The organism is Streptococcus loxodontisalivarius (assembly GCF_016908645.1).
GTDB classification, from domain to species: Bacteria; Bacillota; Bacilli; order Lactobacillales; family Streptococcaceae; genus Streptococcus; species Streptococcus loxodontisalivarius.
The window spans coordinates 1-17,197 of sequence record NZ_JAFBEH010000045.1 but is presented as its reverse complement, the minus strand read 5'-3'; the positions used below and the strand labels follow the sequence as shown (position 1 = coordinate 17,197).

Genomic DNA, 17,197 nt, shown 5'->3' with positions numbered 1-17,197 from the left:
CAAAAACCACACAGTGATTCTTTCGTCTTGATTGTTTTCGAGACGGAAATCATTGTGTGGTTTTATGTTGAAGCTCGTTTTTGCCCAGCCTCTTTTTATTATCTTATTTAGGTGCGATAACTTCAGCACCACCCATGTAAGGACGGAGAACTTCTGGGATTGTAACAGAACCATCTTCGTTTTGGTAGTTTTCAAGGATAGCAGCGACAGTACGTCCGACTGCAAGTCCTGAACCGTTGAGGGTGTGGAGAAGTTTCACTTTACCATCTGCTTCGTCACGGTAACGAATTTGGGCACGGCGTGCTTGGAAATCTTCTGTATTTGAACATGATGAGATTTCACGGTATGTATTTTGTGCTGGAATCCAAACTTCCAAGTCGTAAGTTTTAGCAGCTGAGAATCCCATATCGCCAGTACACAAGGTAATGACACGGTATGGAAGGTTTAGTTTTTGAAGAATATTTTCAGCATTTGCTGTCATTTTTTCAAGTTCTTCATATGATTCTTCTGGTTTAGCAAATTTGACCATTTCAACCTTGTGGAATTGGTGAAGACGGATAAGACCACGTGTATCACGTCCTGCTGAACCAGCTTCTGAACGGAATGATGGGCTCATAGCAGTGAAGTAGATTGGTAGGTCTTTACCGTCGATGATTTCATTGCGGTAGTAGTTTGTCAAAGGTACTTCAGCCGTTGGAATCAATACAAATGGACGTTCTTCATCATTGATTTCAAAGGTATCTTCCTTGAATTTTGGATATTGCCCAGTACCAAACATTGAGTCGTGGTTAACCATATATGGTGTGATCATTTCAGTGTAACCTTCTTTAGCGTGTTCATCCAACATGAAGTTGTAGAGAGCACGTTCCAGGCGAGCACCCAATCCTTTGTAGAAGAGGAAACGAGAACCAGTTACCTTAGCACCGCGTTCCCAGTCAAGGATATCGAGGTCTTCACCGAGATCCCAGTGAGCTTTTACATCGAAGTCAAATTCACGAGGTGTTCCCCAACGGCGAACTTCTACATTTTCTTCTTCGTCAGCACCGACTGGAACATCATCAGCTGGTGTATTTGGTAAGATAGCAATCATTGTGTTGAGTTTTTCATCAACTTCAGCTAATTGAGCATCGACAGCCTTGATATCTGCAGATACTTTTTGCATAGCAGCGATTTGTTCAGAAGCGTCTTCTTTGTTACGTTTTGCTTGAGCGATTGCATCTGTAGCGATATTACGCTCAGCTTTTAATTCTTCTGATTGGATCAAGAGTTGACGACGTTTTTCATCAACTTCTTTAAGTTCACGAAGTGTTGCTTCATCAACACCACGGTTAGCGAGTTTTGTAGCGACTTGGTCAAAGTCGTTACGAATACGTTTAAGGTCTAACATATACAGATACCGAGCTCGAAAACTCCTATTTTAAGGTAGTTTTTCGAGCGATTTAGTTAGGTGAAGCCTAACCAAATTTTCCTTTCTAAATTATCAACTAATAAGTTACTGAAAGTCCTCTTTTTCGATGGCGACAGATGGATAGTGGGCAAGTTGTGTCAAATCTCTATCTAATGGTAAATCATAAATAGCTAGATAATCTTGAGGGAATTGTTCTTGGAGTTCTTTTAGCTTGTCTTGGATGGTCTCGGCCTGTTGAGTGGCGTAAGCAACCTCAACGACAGCTTGATTGACTTTATTATCAATAAAAGCATGGATGATAATTTGTATCATACAAACCTCCTTAAAAGAAAAACACAGCCTTGTAAGAATGCTGGAGCGCTAAGAGCGCGGTTCCATCCAGCTTCACAATGACTGTGCACTTGATTATTTATTTATAGTGGATTGAGAAAGAGATAGGACTAGGCAAGGAGCTGAAGATAGAACTAACGTTCATCAAAGCGACTTAACGCAGTCCTAACCTTTATTCAATTCACTATACTATTGATTCACGGTAGAATTTCACACCCTCGCTCTACCTACTCGCAGCAACCGTAGGCTTTCTGAAAAAACAAGAAGTCTTACTTATCCGTTGCTATTATTATATCTAAATTATGACTTTTTCGCAAATAATCTTCCAAATTTTTGAAGTAAGGTTGGCATTTTGACGACCTTATCATTACCAATCTTGTCACGGGCAATCTTGAGAATCTTGCCTGAATCTTTAGAGGCAAACATGAGTTTACGATTGTCGGAAATAAAGATATGGAAATGACGGCTGACGCTTTTACCTGAGACATTAGCTCCGATTTGTTGAATTTGGTTCCAAGGAATTTGAACGTATTTTTCCACATTGTTATCTGGATAAAATTCTAATGCCTTATCACCAACTAAAAATTTTCCAACCTTGTTGCCACCGATGCCGACATAGTAGACACCGGTTGTTGAGAGTTCAACTTTAGTATTTAATGATTGAGCCATGTTTTCTCCTAAATCATACTTATTTTGTCATCTTTTGTGTCTGCTCGGCTATTATCATGAGAGCAAATGAGATTTAAAAAGGAAAGCCTGAAGCCGATAGGCTCCAAGCTCCTTTTTGTTTATTACATCCAACCAATAACGTGAAGGAGAACACCAGCGATGAAGAGACCGATGATGATTGTGATTGGTGATACTTTTTTCTTGAGCAACCACATACAGAAGAATGTAAGGAGAAGTCCAAGAAGTCCAGGAATCAATGAATCGATTTGTCCTTGAAGTGAGTTAGCTTTTTCTTGAGTCAAGCTAAGTCCATTGTTAAGGTTAGCAAGAATTTCTTGCAATTGGCTACCAGTAACATTTCCTTTAGGGAATTCGATGTAAGCACCTTCTGACAACTTAGTTGAAGGAAGGTTAAGAGCCATCTTAACTGATACCCAACGTTCAACAAGGGCAGCAAGGATGAACATACCGAGGATAGAAGCACCTTTAGTGATGTCTTGAAGGATACCACCTGAAAGGTCTTTAGTGATTTCAGAACCAGCCTTGTAACCAAGTTCTTGTGTGTACCATAGGAAGGCCATACGGATGATGTTCCATCCGAAGAAGAAGATGATTGGACCAAGGATGTTACCTGACATAGCGATAGAAGCGCCAAGGGCCCCGAGGATAGGACGCACTGTAAACCAGAAGACTGGGTCACCGATACCGGCAAGAGGTCCCATCATACCGATTTTAACACCTTGGATAGCAGTATCATCGATATCTGCACCAGCAGCTTTTTCTTCTTCAAGAGCAAGTGTTACCCCAAGGATTGGAGAAGCGATGTATGGGTGAGTGTTAAAGAATTCCAAGTGACGCTCAAGAGCAGCTGATTGGTCTTCTTTGCTTGTGTAAAGACGTTTAATTGCTGGGATAAGAGCATATGCCCAACCCAAGTTTTGCATACGTTCGTAGTTCCATGATCCTTGTAGGAATGTTGAACGCCACCAAACTTTAAGACGATCTGATTTTGTAAGTTGTACTTTTTCAGCCATGATTATCTCCCTTCTCTTAGTAGTCTTCTAGGATATCGCCGATTGGGTCGCTTGAACCAGCGCCACCGCCGTTACCTGAACCACCTTGTTTTGAAAGGTTGAGGTAGATAAGGGCAAGGGCAACACCGATAGCACCAAGAGCGATAAGTGTCAATTCGCTAAGAGCAGCAAAGACAAAACCAAGAACGAAGAATGGCCATGTTTCTTTTGTAGCCATCATGTTGATAACCATTGCGTAACCAACGGCAACAACCATTCCACCACCGATTGTCATACCATCTGACAACCAAGCTGGGATAGCATTAAGCATACCTTGAACTGTATCAGTTGGAAGGGCAAGAAGAAGGGCAACTGGGATAGCGATACGAAGACCTTGCATAACAAGAGCAGTGTAGTGAGCACGCTCAACAGCACCGATATTACCTTGTTTTGCAGCGGCATCAGCACGGTGAACAACCGCAACTGAAAGGGTACGAACAACCATTGTAAGGGCAAGACCAGCTACGGCAAGAGGTACGGCAACGGCAGTTGCAACACCAATACCTTTAGAAGTGAAGTCTCCACCTTTAACAAGGATTACAGCGGCTGCAGAAGCAGCAAGTGCAACGTCTGGGGCAACGGCAGCACCGATGTTAGCCCAACCGAGGGCGATCATTTGAAGAGTACCACCAAGCATAATACCTGCAGTAACGTGACCTGTTGCAAGACCAATCAAGGTACATGAAACAAGTGGTTGGTGAAGTTGGAACTCGTCGAGGATACCGTCCATACCAGCGAAGAAGGCGATAACCACAACCAAAATCATAGAAATAATTGACATTATTCTAAATCCTTTCGTTTTCTTTCTTTTATCGAGTGATGTGTCTGTAGAGACTCATCAACTATTATTGAACATTTGCTTTGTTGATAAGGTCAAACAAGTCTTTCTTAGAATCGTTTGGTACTTTACGAACATCGAATTGCACGCCTAGGTCACGCAATTTTTCGAAAGTAGCAACATCATCTTTATCCATTGAAAGAACGTTGTTTACCATTGTTTTACCTGTTGAGTGAGCCATAGAACCGACATTAAGTTCTTTAATCTCAACACCACCTTCAATAGCTTGAAGAGCTTCTTGAGGTGTTTCAAACAAGATAAGCGCGTGTGTATTTCCAAAACGAGGATCTTTAGATGCTTCAATCAATTTACGGATTGGAACAACGTTAGCCTTAACACCATTTGGTGCGGCTTGTTTAATCAAGCTCTTACGAAGATCATCTTGTGATACAGCGTCAGATGCAACGATGATACGGTCTGCTTTAGAAGCAGGAGTCCAACCTGTCGCAACTTGTCCGTGAAGGAGACGTGTATCAATACGAGCAAGATTGATTTTAAGTTTTCCATCTCCGATAACTGTTCCTTCAGGAATAGCACCTTGAAGTTCAGTTTTTCCTTCAGAAGCTGCAGGAGCTTCTTCTACAGGATTAAGCTCTTCAGGAAGGGCTTTAATACCATCCTTAGCTTCCTTGATAATGTTTGCGGCAACTTGTTCAACCCCAGCATTGGCATCCATAAGACGCTCAGTGTAGGCTTGAATAAGCATTGGCAAGTTAAGACCTGTGATGATGGCAATCTTACGATCAGGATTTTCTCCTGAAACTCGGCTAGCTTGGTTAAATGGAGAACCACTCCACAGGTCAGCTAGGACGAGAATTTCATCATCAGCATCAAATTGAGCGATAGCATTGTTGAAGTGAGCATACAAATCATCTGGACCTTCATTAGGCATGAAAGTGACGACTTGAACTTTCTCTTGATCACCAAAGATCATAGATCCTGATTGATGAATACCTTCAGCAAATTTACCGTGGCTGGCAATAATAATACCGATACCCATTCTTGTTCTTCCTCCTAAAAAAATATTTTTCTTAAGATAAAAAAGAACCTCTCCAGATTTTAGGTCATGTTTTTTGACATGACACTCTTTTTTATCTTAAAAAATCTCAGAACAAAGATATTGTAAAACGTTTTCACAAAAATTGCAAGCCCTTTTTTAGAAAAAATTTGTAAAATAGCAAAAATTTCCAGTTTCAATCACGAAAAATAGCGAAAGTAAGCAAGAATCTCTCAAAAAGACTCCCTACCTAGAAAGATAAGGAGCCTTATATCATTTTATGGGAATTTCCAATTTCATTTTTAAGTGCTATTTAAATAGGAAGAGTTTTTGCAATTCTTTTGCCACACCATCTTCTTCATTGCTGTAATTTAGTTGTTTATCAGCGAAAGGAAGGAGTGTTTGACTGGCATTTTTCATAGCATAACCTGTTTGAGCAAGCGCCAGCATTTCAGTATCATTATGCTCATCACCAAAGGCAATCAAATCTTGTCTTGACATGCCAAGGGCATTGAGGAGATATGTGAGGGCATAGGCCTTGTTGATCCCTTTTGGAGAACATTCAAGAATGTTGAGTGGACCACCCCAAGAGTCTACTTCCAACTCATTTTTAAAATGCATTTTCATCTCTTGTGCTAGAAGTTGTTTGTCTTGGTGACGTGTCTGCATAAGCAGAGCATTTGGATCACGGGTAATTTTTTGAGGATCTAGACGCATTGATTCGACAATCTTATCGACACCAAAGAGCTGTGGTTGGATAGTTTCAGGTCGATCCATAGTGATATAAAAATTTTGACGATATTCACTAGCAATGAAATCCATCTCCAGTTCTTCCTTATTCTTAAGAATTTCGAGAAGATATTTTTTGTCCAATTTGATAGAATGCTCGAAGTCCCATTTAGTATCAGGGATATTAGTCAAGGAACCATTGAAGGAAATCAGAGGTGTTTTCAGATTAAGTGTACGGTAGTGATCGATAGCCATGCGATAGGGACGACCAGTAGCAATGACAACCAAGTGTCCCAAATCTTGAACAGCTTTTATGGTGTCAATCGTTGTTTGTGACAGGCTACCATCGGGAAGGAGGAGGGTACCGTCTAAATCAAGTGCAATCATTTTTTTGTTCATAATTGGCATTATAACAAAAATCTCACTCAAATGGGAGAAAAGGTCATCATTATGTTATAATTGAAAGTGAAACAAAAAAGAGGTTTTAGTATGCATAAGATTATTTTTAGTCATCTCTTCGTGGCTTTTATTTTATTTGGAATTTTGTATTATCAACCTGCTGTGGATGGTCTCATGGTTAGTGTGATTTTGGCTTTGGTCACTCTTGAAGCTGGTTTTTTAGCCCATCACTCAGGGAAGTCTATTCTTCGTTTATTATCTTTAATTGTCTGGCTGATTTTTTATCCCAATACCTTTAACATGTTGATGGGAATCAGCAGCGTTTCTTGGTCTGGAACGGCAGTTTGGACAGATGGTTCTATGGCTAGCTTCATGGTCTATTTAGCTGCCCTATCTTTCTCAGTGATTTCAGGGGCACTCAGCCTTCAGTTGATTTTGAAATCCTTCAATGCAAATCTTTATACGCAGTTTCTCTTGATTCCTGCAGTAGCTTTATTAACGAGTTTGTCAATTCATCTGGGGCAAACGACAAGTTTAGGATGGAGTGATTTCTTCCTTAGTCCGCTTAATTTCTTAGGACAAATTGGAGCTAGCTTGACTCTTGCTAATATCCCATTTTTGATTGGCATGACCTTTATCCAGTGTATGTTCCTTGTTTTACTCGGTGATGATTAGAAGAGGAAGTCATTTGATGGACATGAAACCATCACAAAAGCTAAAGCCAAATGTGATTAAATTAGGACTCTTACATCTTTTTTTCCTAGTGATTTCTCTAGGAATTAAGCATTATGATCTGTCAGGGCCTGACTTGATTTGGAATATGTTTCTAGCGATGCTTGCTATGGACTTTGCCTTTTTAGCTACTCTAGTTAGACAGCCAATCATAAGATTGCTGATTTCACTTCTTTGGTTGTTTTTCTATCCGAACACTTTTTACATGTTGACGGATATTATTCACATGCACTTTGCAGGAAAAGTTCTCTACGATGAGAGAAGTTTGATTCTCTATATGCTGTATGTTCCTAGTATTCTTTTTGGAGTTTTATCAGGTTTAGAGAGCGTTAGACTGATGCTAAAGACTTATCTGATATCATCTCCCTTGTATCGTCTGCTTTTTTACGTCTTCTTATCTTTTATTTCTAGTCTTGCTATCCATATTGGACGCTATGCTAGATTGAATTCTTGGGATCTTTTGATGAGGCCTGCCAAGGTTTTAGATGAAATGACGGCTCTGTTGTCAGGAGATAGTTTTTACTTTATTGCAGGATTTACCTGTATTCAATTGATGTGCCTTTGCTTTATTGATAATTTTAAAACCTCGGACGATTAGTCTGAGGTTTTAATGTTTACATGCATAAAATGATTTAAAGTATAAAATTTTAAGCTGATAGCATTGAAAAAGGAACGATATTTTGTTAAAATAGAAGTATCGTTCGTAAATAAGTTTATTTTACTTATAACGATCAAATGATTATTAATGCAGGGCCATGCCCGAAAAGGAGTCTCCATTCTCATGGAAAAGTTTTTTAAATTAAAAGAACATGGAACAGATGTTCGTACTGAAGTTCTAGCTGGTGTGACAACTTTCTTTGCAATGTCATACATCTTGATTGTAAACCCACAGATTTTGGGTCAAACAGGAATGCCAGCTCAAGGTGTTATGTTGGCAACTATCATTGGTTCTATTGCGGGAACATTGATGATGGGTCTCTATGCTAATATTCCTTATGCTATGGCACCTGGTATGGGACTTAATGCTTTCTTCACTTATACGGTCGTTTTTGCGCTTGGTTACACATGGCAAGAAGCTTTGGCTATGGTATTCATCTGTGGTATTATCTCAATGCTTATCACATTGACTAAAGTGCGTCGTATGTTGATTGATGAGATTCCTACTAGCCTTAAACGTGCTATTTCAGCAGGTATCGGGGTTTTCCTAACATACATTGGTATTAAAAATGCTGGCTTGATTAAATTCTCAATCGATCCAGGTAAGTACACTGTTTCAGGTACTGGAGCCGATAAGGCCTTGGCTTCTATTACAGCAAATTCAGCGGCCACACCGAGTCTTGTTACTTTTGACAATGCAGCTGTGCTTGTTGCCATTGCAGGGATTCTGATTACTGCCTTCTTTGTTATTAAAAATATCAAAGGTGGTGTGATGATTTCTATCGCAATTACAACAATCCTAGCAATTGCAGTTGGTGTTGTTGATTTGGGTGCTATCAATTGGTCACAAAATACGCTTGGTACTGCATTTACAGAATTGAGAGAGGTCTTCGGTGCGGCACTTGGTTCAGAAGGACTAGGTCATCTCTTCTCTGATATGAGCCGTTTGCCTGAAGTTCTGATGACAATCTTGGCCTTTGCCATGACTGATATTTTCGATAATGTTGGTACACTTGTTGGTACCGGTGAAAAAGCAGGTATCTTCAATATTGATGATAAGAATGCACCAGCAGGTTTGCAAAACAAAATGGATAAGGCCCTCTTCGGTGACATGGTTGGTACAACAATCGGTGCTATTGCAGGGACTTCAAACGTGACAACTTATGTTGAGTCTGCAGCAGGTATCGGTGCTGGTGGACGTACTGGTTTGACAGCAGTTGTTGTAGCGGGTCTCTTTGCTATCTCAAGCTTCTTCACACCACTTGTAAGTATCGTTCCTACTCAAGCGACAGCAGCAGTTCTTATTATTGTTGGTATCATGATGTTGTCTAACTTGAAAGATATTAACTGGGATGATTTGTCAGAAGCTATTCCAGCCTTCTTTACAACAATCTTTATGGGATTTGCCTACTCAATCACAGAAGGTATCGCCTGCGGTTTCCTAGTTTACACTTTCACGAAAATCGTTAAAAATGAAGCTAAAGATATCCATGCTATCATTTGGGTAATGGACCTTCTCTTCATCCTGAACTTCATCAGCTTGGCTGTTTTGTAAGACAGTTTGTAAGCGATATTCTATTTACAATTAGTCACTTAAGAGGAGGCTGGGACAAAAGTCCTAGCCTTCTTATTTTTTAATAATCCAGTTTGCAAGGCGCAGGGGTTGAGAGCCTTTCTTGCTGGCTTTGCCAGCTTAGAAAGTCCCCTGCACAGTTCATTAGGTGCTTTAGCACCAATAAACCACTGCTGAGTGGAGAGGATGAAAGCTACGCTTTCCTTATTTTCTATCTCAAACAGTCCACTGGACTGTTTGAGATAGAAAATAAATCAACTCTTACAGCCCTAACGAATGACGCAAACTTTGTTTGCTTCATTTCCAACTTCCAACAGTTCACTGAACTGTTGGAACTGTGCGGAGGTGGGAGTGAAACAGTCTGGGGATAGACTGTTTCAGGTCAGCAACCAAAAATAAAGATTTGCTGACAAAATCGAATTCCTTTGGAATTACCGATTTTTGTCCCACTCTCTTTTCTTGCTAGACTGAATGGGCAATTTTCGGAATTTTCTTGGAAGTTTCCTATTTTTTTGATACAATGGTAGCATGTTTAAGAGTCAAAATGAGACAGAGCTAATTGCTCTAGGAACTCGCATAGGTCATGCTCTCAGAGCTAAGGATGTCTTGGTTTTGACTGGTGATCTGGGTGCGGGAAAAACAACCCTAACCAAGGGGATTGCCAAGGGTTTGGAGATTGATCAGATGATCAAGAGTCCAACCTACACTATTGTTCGTGAATATGAAGGGCGTCTGCCTCTATATCATCTTGATGTCTACCGTATCGGTGATGATCCAGATTCGATTGATCTGGATGATTTTCTCTTTAGTGATGGTGTAACCGTTATTGAATGGGGAGAGCTGCTAGCTGATCATTTGCCAGATGATTACTTGGAGTTGCTTATCCGCAAGGATGGGGATGGGCGTCAGCTTGAGCTTCTTCCACACGGTTCTCGTTCTAAAGAACTTAGTGAGGCTATTGTTAATGGCTGAGCAGGAAGTTCTTTTTGGAGAAGCAGAAGTTAGTGATGCAAAAGCTTTGCTTGATTTTCTAGACAAGGTAGGAGAGCAGTCTGACTTTATCGACATTGATGAGTCAGGTATGCAGATGTCGCTTGCCCAGATGGAAGAATCGCTCAGCTATCGCTTGGAATCGACTAATAATATCTGCCTGATTGCCAAACTTGGTGAAAGGGTGATTGCCATGCTTAATGTGGCAGCAGATTTTAGAGAACAGACTAGACATATCGGAGATATCTTTATTGTTGTTGATAAGGATTATTGGGGATATGGACTAGGTCAAACCTTGATGGATTTGTGTCTTGACTGGGCTCAAGAAACAGAAGACATTTCCCGTCTTGAATTGACAGTTCAGGCTAGAAATGAGAGAGCTGTGCATGTCTATCAAAAATTCGGCTTTGAGATAGAAGGTGTCAAAAAACGCGGCGCTAAATTAAAAGATGGAGAATTTCTGGATGTTTACCTTATGGGGAAACTGATAGATTAATAAAAATATGAAACTTGGTAAAAAAATCTTACTGATGTTGGGGTTAATCTTCCTGACGACAATTGTTGCGGCTGGTGTCTATGTGACAGATGCCCTGAATTTTTCAAATAGTGCCCTTTCAAAGACCTTTAAGGAGTATGGTGACGGGGAAACAAGTACTGCCTTGCAGAATACTAAGCCCTTCTCTATTCTCCTGATGGGGGTGGATACGGGAGATTCTCAGCGTACAGATACTTGGTCTGGTAATAGTGACTCGATGATTTTGGTGACAGTCAATCCTGAAACTAAGACGACAACGATGACCAGTCTAGAACGTGATATTCTGGTTAATATTACCAATGACGGTGAAACCTACGAGGCTAAATTGAATGCTGCTTACGCAGCTGGCGGAGCTGAGCTTGCTATTTCAACGATTGAAGGTGTCCTTGATATCAATATTGATTACTACATGCAGATCAATATGCAGGGCTTGGTTGACTTGGTTAATGCCGTCGGTGGTATTACAGTTACTAATAGTTTTGACTTCCCTATATCAATTTCGGAAAATGAACCTGAGTACACAGCAACAGTTGAACCAGGGACTCACTTGATCAATGGTGAGCAAGCCCTTGTCTTTGCTCGTATGCGTTATGATGATCCAGAAGGTGACTATGGTCGTCAAAAACGTCAACGTGAGGTTATTCAAAAAGTTATGGCTAAGTTGTTGAACCTCAACAGCGTGGCTTCTTATAAGAAAATCCTTGAGGCTGTCAGCGCCAATATGCAGACAAACGTTGCACTCTCAACAAGTACGATTCCTCAATTGCTAGGTTATTCAAGTTCCTTGAAAAACATTACAGAGTATCAGTTGAAAGGTGAGGATGCAACGCTTAATGGTGGTTCTTACCAGATTGCGACGACTGATAACCTTCTTGAAATTCAAAATAATATCAAGAAACAGTTGGGCTTGACAGAGTCAACAGCTGACACTCTTAAGACAACAGCAGTACTATATGAGGATGTTTATGGTAGCTATAGTTCAGATGATACCTCTAGCTATGATTCAACTTATAGTAATGGCTATGATACTACTGGTGGTTATACTGACAGTGGCACTGTTACTTATGATAATCAGGCAGGAAGCGCAACTTATGGTGATACATCAGATGCGACTGCAGGTTACAATCAAGGTTACTAAATTATATCAAAGAAGTAAGTTTTCGCTTGCTTCTTTTTTGTTGAAAAAAGAAAACCACTAGCTGGGCTAGTAGTTTCAAAATGACTATCTTATTTGTTTTCTGGTGTTTGATACTTAGCCATTCGTTGCTGAATTTCAGCTAACCTTGGCTTACTTTCTTCTTGAAAAACACGGAGTTTGTAGGTCAGATCCTGGCTCATCTCTTGGATGTTTGCAGTTTGTTCTTGAATAGTAGTAAGGCTACTCTTGATACGGTCCAAATCTAGTGATGCAGCTTGTCCTGACTCTTTAAGTGAGCTCAGATTTTCTTTTACTTGGTCTCGGTTTTGGTAGAGTTTATAGCCAGCGTAGCCCAAGAGTCCAAGTAGGGTTAGGCGTCCAAGTTTCATTGTGCTACCTCTTTAGAAATCTGCTCTGCCAATTGTCCCAAAGCTTCAAAATCAGGTTCGTGAGTGGTGTAGTTGATTGAAAAACCATCACCAGATTCATAGCGAGGAATGAGGTGGATGTGGGCATGGAAAACCGTTTGTCCAGCAATCTCTTCGTTGTTATTAACGATATTCATACCTTGAGCGCCAGTAGCTTTTTGGAGGGCACGAGCAATCTTAGGGAGACGGGCGAAAGTTGTCTCTGCCGTTGCCTGATCCATGTCGAGAACGTTGCGGACATGCTTTTTAGGAATCAAAAGCGTGTGTCCTTTTGTTGTCTGTGAAATATCTAAAAAGGCGAGCACTTCGTCATCTTCATAGACTTTTGATGAGGGAATCTCACCAGCAACGATTTTACAAAAGATACAATTTTCCATGTGTTTGGCACCTTCTTCTATTTGGATTTTGTTATAATGGATACTATAAGTATATCAAAGTTAGGAATAAAGGTCATGTTAAAAATAGATGATTTGGTTGGGGGTTATCTGAACTTACCAGTCTTAAAAGAGATTTCATTCGAAGTGGCTGATGGGGAGTTGGTCGGTCTTATCGGGCTGAATGGTGCTGGTAAATCAACGACGATCAATGAGATTATCGGCTTACTTCGTCCTTATCAGGGAAAAATTACCATCGATGGCGTCAGTCTATCTGAGGATATGGAGGGCTATCGTCGCAAGATTGGTTTTATCCCTGAGACGCCTAGTCTCTATGAGGAATTGACTCTGCGCGAACATTTGAATACGGTTATGATGGCCTATGATGTGGATATTGTAGCAAGTCAGGACTATCTCATGGAGCTTCTACAAATCTTTCGTTTGGAGGATAAGTTGGACTGGTTTCCGACTCAGTTTTCTAAGGGAATGAAGCAGAAGGTTATGATTATCGCTGCGCTGATTATCAATCCGAGCCTGCTGATTATCGATGAGCCCTTCTTAGGACTGGACCCCCTAGCTATTTCAGATTTGACAGCTCTGTTAGAGAAGGAAAAGGAGAAGGGCACCGCTATTCTCATGAGTACCCATGTTTTGGACTCTGCTGAAAAGATGTGCGACCGTTTTGTTATTCTGCATCATGGACAAATCCGTGCCCAAGGTAATCTAGATCAGTTGCGCCAGACTTTTGGCGATGACAAGGCTAGTTTATCTGATATCTATATGGCGCTAACCAAGGAAGAGGCTGCCCATGATTAAGGAACTTCTTGGTCGTAGACGGCTAACCTTTCAAAATCAGTGTCTGCGTTATTTGCGCTATGTGCTTAATGATCATTTCGTTCTGGTTCTGATATTTCTTCTCGGCTTTATCCTCTATCAGTACAGCCAACTCTTGAAGAATTTCCCTAGTCAGCCTTGGCTCCTTCTTACTGTCGTGACGATTTTATTGATTATGACATCTTTTATGGGAGCGGTAGCCCTTTATCTTGAAGAGGCGGACAGTCTTTTTCTCCTTCCCAAGGAGGCTGATTTGACGCTAGCTATTAGGACTGCATTCAAACGCTCTTTTGCCTTTTGGGGCTTGATTCAAGTCTTCATTTTGGCTCTTGTGTCGCCTATTTATCTGGCAGCTGGTTTGTCTCCAATCCTGCTTATTCTTTTAGCTGTCGTCCTTTTGGCTATCAGGGCTTTTCGTTTGAGACAATTGCTGGCGCAGTTTTTGAAAGAAGGTGGCTTGGACTTTAGCTCTGCTATTTCCTATGAAAAAGGAAGAAGGCAGCGCATCCTTAAATTTTTCGCCCTCTTTACGACGGTCAAGGGAATTTCAAGTAGCATGAAGCCGCGAAGCTATCTCAATCCGCTCTTGAAACCTTTGAGACTAGAGCATGGACAGACTTGGTTACATCTCTACAGCAGAGCTTTTCTACGAAATGGAGATTATCTAGCTCTGACCTTGCGTTTGGGGCTTTTAGCAATGCTTTCTCTTCTCTTCCTGAGACCGATTGTCCTAGCAAGTCTGGTAGCAGGACTCTTTAACTACCTCTTGATTTTCCAGTTAGTAGGACTCTTTAGTGTCTATGATTATCAACTGATGACCAAGCTCTATCCCGTTAGTAGCTCCTTGAAGGTTAAGAATTTCCAGACCTTGATGAGACTGGTCTTTTATGTCCTTAGTCTTTTGGAAATCTGCTCTGGCTTCTTTCATTGGTCAGCTCTGCTCCTTTTGGTCTGGTCTCTTGTCCTGGTTGAACTCTACCTTCCTAGAAAACTTGCAAAGTTGATTGACTAAGTTTTTAAAAACAAGTAAAATAGAAGAGACTTTGTTTAAAAATTCGATATAAAAGTTTACATCAGTAAGGAGGGATCTCGTGACAGTAGAAGATAGCGAACTTACCCTAGTCCCTTTGAAGGGAAAGAGCGGTAAGGCATATATTGGAACCTATCCAGAAGGCGACCGTGTCTTTGTCAAACTCAATACAACACCGCTTTTGGCTGCTCTGGCTAAGGAACAGATTGCACCGCAATTGCTCTGGGCTAAACGTCTAGGTAACGGAGACGTGATGAGTGCTCAGGAATGGCTTGATGGACGCATTTTGACTAAGCAGGATATGACTAGTAAGCAAGTAGTGCATATCCTTTTGCGTTTGCACAAATCTCGTCATCTGGTCAATCAGCTCATTCAGTTGAATTATAAGGTTGAGAATCCTTATGACTTGATTTCAGACTGGGAGCAAAAAGCACCGCTTCAATTGAGAGAGAATACTTACCTTCTTTCTATTATTAAGGAGCTCAAACGTCAATTGCCTGAGTTTAATCGTGAGACAGCAACGATTGTCCATGGTGATATCCACCATACGAATTGGGTTATCACAACGAGTGGTATGATTTATTTGGTGGATTGGGATGCTGTGCGTCTGACAGATCGAATGTATGATGTTGCTCATATTCTTAGCCACTATATTCCGAAACAATCTTGGCATGAGTGGTTGACTTATTATGGTTACAAGGATAATGAGCTGGTGCGTCAGAAGATTAATTGGTATGGTCAGTTTTCATATCTGTCACAGATTTTGAAGTGTTTCGACGAGCGTGATATGGCTGCGGTTAACCGTGAGATTTACGACCTTCGAAAATTTAGAGAACACATGTAGAAAGTTACAATGCGAGTAAGAAAACGTAAGGGTGCAGAGGAACACCTAGCAAATCATCCTCAGTACGTGATTTTGAATCCAGAAGATGCCAAAGGAAAATGGCATGAAGTCTTTGGAAATGACAATCCTGTCCACATCGAAGTCGGTTCAGGAAAAGGTGCCTTCATCACAGGAATGGCTCTACAAAATCCTGATATCAACTATATCGGTATCGATATTCAACTCTCTGTTTTGAGCTATGCCTTGGATAAGGTGCTTGATAGTGGTGCAAAGAATGTGAAATTGCTGCGCGTGGATGGCTCTGCGCTTACTAACTATTTTGAAGATGGTGAAGTTGATCTCATGTACCTCAATTTCTCAGACCCATGGCCTAAGAAAAAACATGAAAAACGCCGTTTGACTTACAAGGATTTCTTGGATACCTATAAACAAATCCTACCTGAACACGGACAGATTCACTTCAAGACTGATAACCGTGGGTTGTTTGAGTACAGCCTAGCCAGCTTTTCACAGTATGGTATGGTCCTTAAACAAGTCTGGTTGGACCTTCATGCTTCTGACTATGAAGGCAATGTCATGACTGAGTACGAACGTAAGTTCTCAGAAAAAGGACAAGTTATCTACCGAGTAGAAGCAGAATTTTAACATTGAGGAGCGAACAGGCTCCTTTATCTGGAGAGGTCGCATAGTGGCCGAGTGCGCACGCTTGGAAAGCGTGTAGTCCTTAACGGGGCTCGGGGGTTCGAATCCCCTCCTCTCCTTTTATCCTAAAAGAGACAGGCTTTGAATAGAATGGGAAAACTCTATCAAGAAAGTTTACCATCAAGACAAATTTATCCTCTTCCAACTAAATAGAATGATGAGTAAATAATTGACAGCGAGAACTGTTAAAGCTATAATGGACTTAATAGTTAGGAAGTGTTCCATTTGAACACAAGAACCCCCAATGCTACAACATTGGGGGTTCTTTTTTTCAGGCCCATGCCCTAGGGTTATTTCTTGTGAGAGTTGAGCCAATACTCAAACAATGCTGTTAGGATAGATACTAGCAAAGGTACAAGAAACAAAGTTAGGAAAGTTTCCATTTGAACTTCACCCCCTTCCTATCCCAAAGGGGCGGTCTTATTATAGCAAAAAGAAAATCGTGAGTAAATAATCTGACCTATAACTACTTCTCTACTGTGAGACATTATCCTCTAATTCATCTTTGACAAGTAACTGGAAAGGTGGTATATTATGAGAGAAGATGAATGTTTCTTTGGCATAGCTGAAAAACACAAATCCCCCAGTAGTACCAATACTGGGGGATTTTTTGTGGGCTAGAACACTAACGCTTGTGTTTTCCCTGCTTGCTATCTAGCCAGTCGCTAACCAACTTGGTTATCAAGTTGACTACTAGCGGGGCGAGAATGATGATGAATATTTCCTTTAGCATAGTTTCACCTCCTTAGCTAAGGCGGTTTCGTTAGTGCCAGTAATGATTATATCATGTTTTAGGATGTAAAATAGGCGATGAGAAGGTACTGTTTGTGTCAAGTAATCCTCGGAAACAATTTTCAAAGTCCTAAATCCACTTTTTGAGTTGACCAATCGGAGAGCTCGTTGCAGCAGCTAAAGCA

The 17,197-nt window shown here is 40.8% G+C and carries 19 protein-coding genes and 1 tRNA gene; 11 read left to right on the top strand and 9 right to left on the bottom strand.

From position 1 onward, the window contains the following. Positions 1-103: 103 nt before the first annotated feature. From serS to JOC28_RS08785, 7 genes are all read right to left on the bottom strand, one after another. A complete protein-coding gene (gene serS / locus JOC28_RS08815) occupies positions 104-1,387 on the bottom strand; it encodes a serine--tRNA ligase (protein WP_205010324.1) in 1,284 nt (427 codons plus the stop codon). Positions 1,388-1,492: 105 nt separating this feature from the next. Further along, complete coding sequence (locus tag JOC28_RS08810) at positions 1,493-1,720, bottom strand: phosphoribosylaminoimidazole carboxylase (protein WP_205010323.1); 228 nt, start codon at positions 1,718-1,720, stop codon at positions 1,493-1,495. Positions 1,721-2,038: 318 nt separating this feature from the next. Next, on the bottom strand, positions 2,039-2,407 hold the full coding sequence (locus tag JOC28_RS08805; protein ID WP_205010322.1) for a DUF956 family protein: 369 nt from the start codon (positions 2,405-2,407) through the stop codon (positions 2,039-2,041). A gap of 122 nt (positions 2,408-2,529) precedes the next feature. Next, positions 2,530-3,441 (bottom strand): PTS system mannose/fructose/sorbose family transporter subunit IID, encoded by a 912-nt coding sequence (locus JOC28_RS08800; protein WP_205010321.1) that lies wholly within the window; start codon positions 3,439-3,441, stop codon positions 2,530-2,532. A gap of 16 nt (positions 3,442-3,457) precedes the next feature. Further along, the gene (locus tag JOC28_RS08795; protein ID WP_205010320.1) at positions 3,458-4,261 is read right to left on the bottom strand and encodes a PTS mannose/fructose/sorbose transporter subunit IIC; all 804 of its coding nucleotides are present in this window, start codon (positions 4,259-4,261) and stop codon (positions 3,458-3,460) included. A gap of 64 nt (positions 4,262-4,325) precedes the next feature. Further along, the gene (locus tag JOC28_RS08790; protein WP_205010319.1) at positions 4,326-5,318 is read right to left on the bottom strand and encodes a PTS sugar transporter subunit IIB; all 993 of its coding nucleotides are present in this window, start codon (positions 5,316-5,318) and stop codon (positions 4,326-4,328) included. Positions 5,319-5,624: 306 nt separating this feature from the next. Next, complete coding sequence (locus JOC28_RS08785) at positions 5,625-6,443, bottom strand: HAD family hydrolase (RefSeq protein WP_205010318.1); 819 nt, start codon at positions 6,441-6,443, stop codon at positions 5,625-5,627. A 90-nt stretch (positions 6,444-6,533) separates the two neighbouring features. On the opposite strand from JOC28_RS08785, the gene JOC28_RS08780 reads away from it, so the two are divergent. From JOC28_RS08780 to lytR, 6 genes are all read left to right on the top strand, one after another. Then, positions 6,534-7,118: a DUF1361 domain-containing protein gene (locus tag JOC28_RS08780; RefSeq protein WP_205010317.1), complete on the top strand. Its 585-nt coding sequence runs from the start codon at positions 6,534-6,536 to the stop codon at positions 7,116-7,118. A 22-nt stretch (positions 7,119-7,140) separates the two neighbouring features. Next, entirely contained in the window at positions 7,141-7,773 is a 633-nt protein-coding gene (locus JOC28_RS08775) for a DUF1361 domain-containing protein (protein WP_205010326.1), read from the top strand. 183 nt (positions 7,774-7,956) lie between these two features. Beyond that, positions 7,957-9,387, top strand: a complete 1,431-nt coding sequence (locus tag JOC28_RS08770) for an NCS2 family permease (protein ID WP_205010316.1) — start codon at positions 7,957-7,959, stop codon at positions 9,385-9,387. A 546-nt stretch (positions 9,388-9,933) separates the two neighbouring features. Next, positions 9,934-10,377, top strand: a complete 444-nt coding sequence (gene tsaE / locus JOC28_RS08765; RefSeq protein ID WP_205010315.1) for a tRNA (adenosine(37)-N6)-threonylcarbamoyltransferase complex ATPase subunit type 1 TsaE — start codon at positions 9,934-9,936, stop codon at positions 10,375-10,377. Next, on the top strand, positions 10,370-10,891 hold the full coding sequence (locus JOC28_RS08760; RefSeq protein ID WP_205010314.1) for a GNAT family N-acetyltransferase: 522 nt from the start codon (positions 10,370-10,372) through the stop codon (positions 10,889-10,891). Before tsaE ends, JOC28_RS08760 begins: the two co-directional genes overlap by 8 nt. 7 nt (positions 10,892-10,898) lie before the next feature. Further along, positions 10,899-12,068, top strand: a complete 1,170-nt coding sequence (gene lytR / locus JOC28_RS08755) for a glycopolymer--peptidoglycan transferase LytR (protein WP_205010313.1) — start codon at positions 10,899-10,901, stop codon at positions 12,066-12,068. 89 nt (positions 12,069-12,157) lie between these two features. Here the strand turns inward: lytR and JOC28_RS08750 are convergent, their stop codons facing one another. Both JOC28_RS08750 and JOC28_RS08745 read right to left on the bottom strand, forming a co-directional pair. Next, on the bottom strand, positions 12,158-12,457 hold the full coding sequence (locus tag JOC28_RS08750; RefSeq protein ID WP_205010312.1) for a chemotaxis protein: 300 nt from the start codon (positions 12,455-12,457) through the stop codon (positions 12,158-12,160). After that, complete coding sequence (locus JOC28_RS08745) at positions 12,454-12,873, bottom strand: HIT family protein (RefSeq protein WP_205010311.1); 420 nt, start codon at positions 12,871-12,873, stop codon at positions 12,454-12,456. The genes JOC28_RS08750 and JOC28_RS08745 overlap by 4 nt, the downstream gene beginning before the upstream one ends. 75 nt (positions 12,874-12,948) lie before the next feature. Here JOC28_RS08745 and JOC28_RS08740 point away from each other — a divergent pair, with 75 nt between their 5' ends. From JOC28_RS08740 to JOC28_RS08720, 5 genes are all read left to right on the top strand, one after another. Next, entirely contained in the window at positions 12,949-13,686 is a 738-nt protein-coding gene (locus tag JOC28_RS08740; protein WP_205010310.1) for an ABC transporter ATP-binding protein, read from the top strand. After that, positions 13,679-14,716, top strand: a complete 1,038-nt coding sequence (locus tag JOC28_RS08735; protein ID WP_239548940.1) for an ABC transporter permease — start codon at positions 13,679-13,681, stop codon at positions 14,714-14,716. Before JOC28_RS08740 ends, JOC28_RS08735 begins: the two co-directional genes overlap by 8 nt. Before the next feature lie 79 nt (positions 14,717-14,795). Then, positions 14,796-15,578: a cell cycle regulator CcrZ gene (gene ccrZ, locus JOC28_RS08730; protein WP_205010309.1), complete on the top strand. Its 783-nt coding sequence runs from the start codon at positions 14,796-14,798 to the stop codon at positions 15,576-15,578. Between the two features lie 9 nt (positions 15,579-15,587). Continuing rightward, a complete protein-coding gene (gene trmB, locus JOC28_RS08725) occupies positions 15,588-16,223 on the top strand; it encodes a tRNA (guanosine(46)-N7)-methyltransferase TrmB (protein ID WP_205010308.1) in 636 nt (211 codons plus the stop codon). A gap of 29 nt (positions 16,224-16,252) precedes the next feature. Further along, a tRNA-Ser gene (locus JOC28_RS08720) sits at positions 16,253-16,339 on the top strand. Positions 16,340-17,197: the final 858 nt, after the last annotated feature.

Bases quoted from the DNA above. Each gene is read 5' to 3' on its own strand.
- serS (WP_205010324.1), bottom strand. From the start codon at position 1,387: ATGTTAGACCTTAAACGTATTCGTAACGACTTTGACCAAGTCGCTACA.
- JOC28_RS08810 (WP_205010323.1), bottom strand. From the start codon at position 1,720: ATGATACAAATTATCATCCATGCTTTTATTGATAATAAAGTCAATCAA.
- JOC28_RS08805 (WP_205010322.1), bottom strand. From the start codon at position 2,407: ATGGCTCAATCATTAAATACTAAAGTTGAACTCTCAACAACCGGTGTC.
- JOC28_RS08800 (WP_205010321.1), bottom strand. From the start codon at position 3,441: ATGGCTGAAAAAGTACAACTTACAAAATCAGATCGTCTTAAAGTTTGG.
- JOC28_RS08795 (WP_205010320.1), bottom strand. From the start codon at position 4,261: ATGTCAATTATTTCTATGATTTTGGTTGTGGTTATCGCCTTCTTCGCT.
- JOC28_RS08790 (WP_205010319.1), bottom strand. From the start codon at position 5,318: ATGGGTATCGGTATTATTATTGCCAGCCACGGTAAATTTGCTGAAGGT.
- JOC28_RS08785 (WP_205010318.1), bottom strand. From the start codon at position 6,443: ATGAACAAAAAAATGATTGCACTTGATTTAGACGGTACCCTCCTCCTT.
- JOC28_RS08780 (WP_205010317.1), top strand. From the start codon at position 6,534: ATGCATAAGATTATTTTTAGTCATCTCTTCGTGGCTTTTATTTTATTT.
- JOC28_RS08775 (WP_205010326.1), top strand. From the start codon at position 7,141: ATGAAACCATCACAAAAGCTAAAGCCAAATGTGATTAAATTAGGACTC.
- JOC28_RS08770 (WP_205010316.1), top strand. From the start codon at position 7,957: ATGGAAAAGTTTTTTAAATTAAAAGAACATGGAACAGATGTTCGTACT.
- tsaE (WP_205010315.1), top strand. From the start codon at position 9,934: ATGTTTAAGAGTCAAAATGAGACAGAGCTAATTGCTCTAGGAACTCGC.
- JOC28_RS08760 (WP_205010314.1), top strand. From the start codon at position 10,370: ATGGCTGAGCAGGAAGTTCTTTTTGGAGAAGCAGAAGTTAGTGATGCA.
- lytR (WP_205010313.1), top strand. From the start codon at position 10,899: ATGAAACTTGGTAAAAAAATCTTACTGATGTTGGGGTTAATCTTCCTG.
- JOC28_RS08750 (WP_205010312.1), bottom strand. From the start codon at position 12,457: ATGAAACTTGGACGCCTAACCCTACTTGGACTCTTGGGCTACGCTGGC.
- JOC28_RS08745 (WP_205010311.1), bottom strand. From the start codon at position 12,873: ATGGAAAATTGTATCTTTTGTAAAATCGTTGCTGGTGAGATTCCCTCA.
- JOC28_RS08740 (WP_205010310.1), top strand. From the start codon at position 12,949: ATGTTAAAAATAGATGATTTGGTTGGGGGTTATCTGAACTTACCAGTC.
- JOC28_RS08735 (WP_239548940.1), top strand. From the start codon at position 13,679: ATGATTAAGGAACTTCTTGGTCGTAGACGGCTAACCTTTCAAAATCAG.
- trmB (WP_205010308.1), top strand. From the start codon at position 15,588: ATGCGAGTAAGAAAACGTAAGGGTGCAGAGGAACACCTAGCAAATCAT.